The sequence below is a fragment of the Lachnoclostridium sp. An14 genome (assembly GCF_002160755.1).
Lineage (GTDB): Bacteria > Bacillota > Clostridia > Lachnospirales > Lachnospiraceae > Lachnoclostridium_A.
The window spans coordinates 1-2,968 of sequence record NZ_NFLE01000075.1; the positions used below are offsets into that span (position 1 = coordinate 1).

Consider the following 2,968-nt stretch of genomic DNA (forward strand, 5'->3'; position numbering starts at 1 on the left):
CGATAGCTGGTCAGCACAGATCCGTCAGAAGATACGGCGGATGTCTCTGACACCAGCACCAGGTCTGTGTATGTGCCAACTGTCAGGCCGGCGCCCGTCTGGATCTGGACACTGGACAGATTGTCCTCTGTCAGCTTCCCCCAGATCTCCACCATATCGGCCCGATCGGCCGCCGCCACCTGGATATTGGCAAGAGAGGACCCGGCCTCAAGCTCAATTGTAGTGTTGTCCTTTAAAATCATTTTGTCTTTCATAATTTTATTTTCCTTTCTTTGTTTTATAGTAAGTTCATTCTCTCCGGAGATGCAGAATCTGTCCGCATGTATAACGAGGGCGGAACCCTAATGGCCATGAATATGTCATACAGCAGCGGAGAGCAATACTCTTTTGTCATTTTGGCGGATAGGATCCAATTAAACCATTATGATGGGGCTGAATGGAAAGCCGTCTGGAGCATTCCCACCTTCAGCTAAATAGTAATACTGCATTAACCGTGAAATCGCCAAGTGTGCATTGGATAAACTACTCGATGGAGGAAAGCGGAATATATTTCCGATTCCAGAACGACGCCGGCGATTTCTTCCGCGTCAAGGTTGAGGAAGAATAACATAAAATAGTAATACCACTGCCACTAAGACCGACTTTACTCTCAGTGGTGTCGCTTCTGGATCCCTCAAATTTGCAAAACAGGGAAAACTGGCACAAATAGCTTTCAGTGGTGTGAAACTGACCGATCAATTGGACAGCGGAAACAGCATCCAAATATTTACAGTGGCGGAAAGTTATCGCCCTGAAGCTACATATTATGTGCCAGGTCTCTTTGATGGCTCAAAAGATCTGATCCTGGCTATTAATTCAAATGGACAAATTACCGTGCAAAATTACAGCGGATCACCTGTATCCACGGCATCGCAAATCTATGGGATCCTGAGTTATACTACAAAGTAGTATCCCAATATAACCATGAAAATCTTACGGTTTCACCCTGCCTTTCTTCCCTTTCTCTCTCTGCTCTTTCGCTCTTCGCGCATCAGCCACGTCAAAAAGACCGCCCTGCCGGCCGGCCAAAAAAGTCATATGGACTTTCCTATGTATTACCCGGCCCGCAGCCGCCTATACGCCTCGCAAACACTACTTGTCTTGACCGTTACATAGATCATAGTGGTTTCGATTTTGCTATGCCCCATGAGAACCATCAGCTGCTCCACCGGCATCCCCCTGGAAATCATATCGCACGCAAAGGTCCGCCGAAACCGATGTGGATGCACATTTGCTACCGCAGCCTTTCGGCCCAACTCTTTAAGCAGGTATTGGACGCCAGCGATAGTCATTCTTGTATGCGGCGCTTTTGCACTCACAAATAGCGGCCTCCGACGAATCTCATCCTCGCTTAGTCTTTCTCGTCGCTGGCGTTCCTTCAGGTAAAGCTTTAGGTGGAATTTTGCCACGTCATCCAATAAACATAATCTCTCCTTGCCTCCCTTTCCACGCACATAGAATTCCATTCGATAGAAATCTATGTCTCCCACATCCAGCTTGCACAGTTCCGACACCCTCAACCCGGTGGCCAGCAAAAACTCCACCAATGCCCTGTCCCGGCTCCGGTCGCAGTGCAGACGTAGCGCCTCCAGCTCCTCTGGCCCAAACGGCTTCTTAACCGTAGTTTCCACCTTCAGACCGCCGATCCGTCGCACCGGATTGTCTGGAACTAGCCTCTCCAGCGTCAGGAAATCCCAGAACGACGACAGATAGTGAATTCTCGTCTGCATAGTGCTCATCTGGATGCCTCGACGCTCGCGCATCACCGCATAATAGTAGCGCAGGTCCATCGCTGTAATGTCTTCTAGGCGCTTGCCCAGAAAGTCTAGCATGCTATAGATTTCCCGGCTGTACTGTTGCAGAGTGCCGTCTGCCCGGCCGGTAGTCTTTTTTTGACCCCAGAAACATGTTAATTTTGGCCACATCTCCGTCTTCCCCAGTTGACGTCAGCTCGTTGCGCTCCTCGGTGATTTTCTTGCCGTGCAAGGTAATACACAGTACATTTTCCAGCTTTTCCATTTGCGCCGGCGAAAGATCTGGCATCAAGGCTCGCTTGATAGTTTGTATAATCTCTTCGACCATTTTCTCCCTCCTCTCTACTCTAGGGTACAGGAGGTAGAAAAATATCGCAATTATCCGCCAAAAATCTCAGCTATATTGTCATATCATGAAACTGTTAAATCACAGTAATCGCGGTAGATATGTCCATCAGCATACCATTCGACCAGCATAGATCTCTTTTTTGTGTCAGGGTTCGTGGTGATGCTTAGTGTTCGGACCGTGTAGTTTCCCCCTTGAGGTCCTTTGATGATCGGGTACTCTGTATTGTCGATGTACATAACCGGCGCATTCATAGTGCCATTAAAACTGACGGAATTAATTCGAGATGACCACGTTGCCAGATAGACCCCATTATGATTGTGGTCCACTCCTGCCTTATCGCTATTTAATCAGGAGCTCTTCGGGAAATAAAGGCTAGCCGTAAGTCAAAAATACCCCCGGTGTTTGATGCTACTCGCACAAAATCATTTTGGTGGACGGAAACCATCCCGGTGGTATTCCAGTTTGCCTTTAACCCGCAAGCGATCGGAATCACTAGCTGAGTCCTAGTTGGAAGATCACCATTTTCGACGAGCGAAAATCCATAAGAATATCCCCAGCTTGATCTGCCGGACGATGTTAAAGTGACTTCATAGTCTTTTGTCGTTATGGTGATCATTTCGCTATTTAACTCAGTAATGTCATTTTTATTGTTTGTGATCTGCTCCTGCAGCGTCTTTCCCATCACCGCATCCAGCGCAGACACTCCAGCCTCCGTTGCCAATGCATTATTAACCAACGGCGGCAACGGTCCCTGAGGGCCCTGCGGCCCTACAGGCCCCTGTACCCCCTGAGGGCCCTGCTCTCCCTGGGGGCCTTTGATATTTCC

Annotated in this window: 3 protein-coding genes and 1 pseudogene; all 4 read right to left on the bottom strand. The window is 48.6% G+C overall.

Features of this window, described 5'->3' with window-relative positions:
- On the bottom strand, window positions 1-254 hold a 254-nt coding region (locus tag B5E84_RS20105), incomplete at its 3' end, for a hypothetical protein (protein ID WP_087226726.1).
- Window positions 255-1,094: 840 nt separating this feature from the next.
- Entirely contained in the window at window positions 1,095-1,871 is a 777-nt protein-coding gene (locus B5E84_RS20110; RefSeq protein ID WP_242963454.1) for a tyrosine-type recombinase/integrase, read from the bottom strand.
- Window position 1,872: 1 nt separating this feature from the next.
- Window positions 1,873-2,121, bottom strand: coding sequence for a hypothetical protein (locus B5E84_RS21185; protein WP_242963455.1), 249 nt, complete (start codon window positions 2,119-2,121; stop codon window positions 1,873-1,875).
- A 364-nt stretch (window positions 2,122-2,485) separates the two neighbouring features.
- Window positions 2,486-2,968 (bottom strand): annotated as a pseudogene (locus B5E84_RS21190) (hypothetical protein); the annotation flags it as partial.

What these genes read in the sequence shown, in the direction of transcription:
- B5E84_RS20110 (WP_242963454.1), bottom strand. Translation starts at nt 1,871, where the DNA reads ATGCTAGACTTTCTGGGCAAGCGCCTAGAAGACATTACAGCGATGGAC.
- B5E84_RS21185 (WP_242963455.1), bottom strand. Translation starts at nt 2,121, where the DNA reads ATGGTCGAAGAGATTATACAAACTATCAAGCGAGCCTTGATGCCAGAT.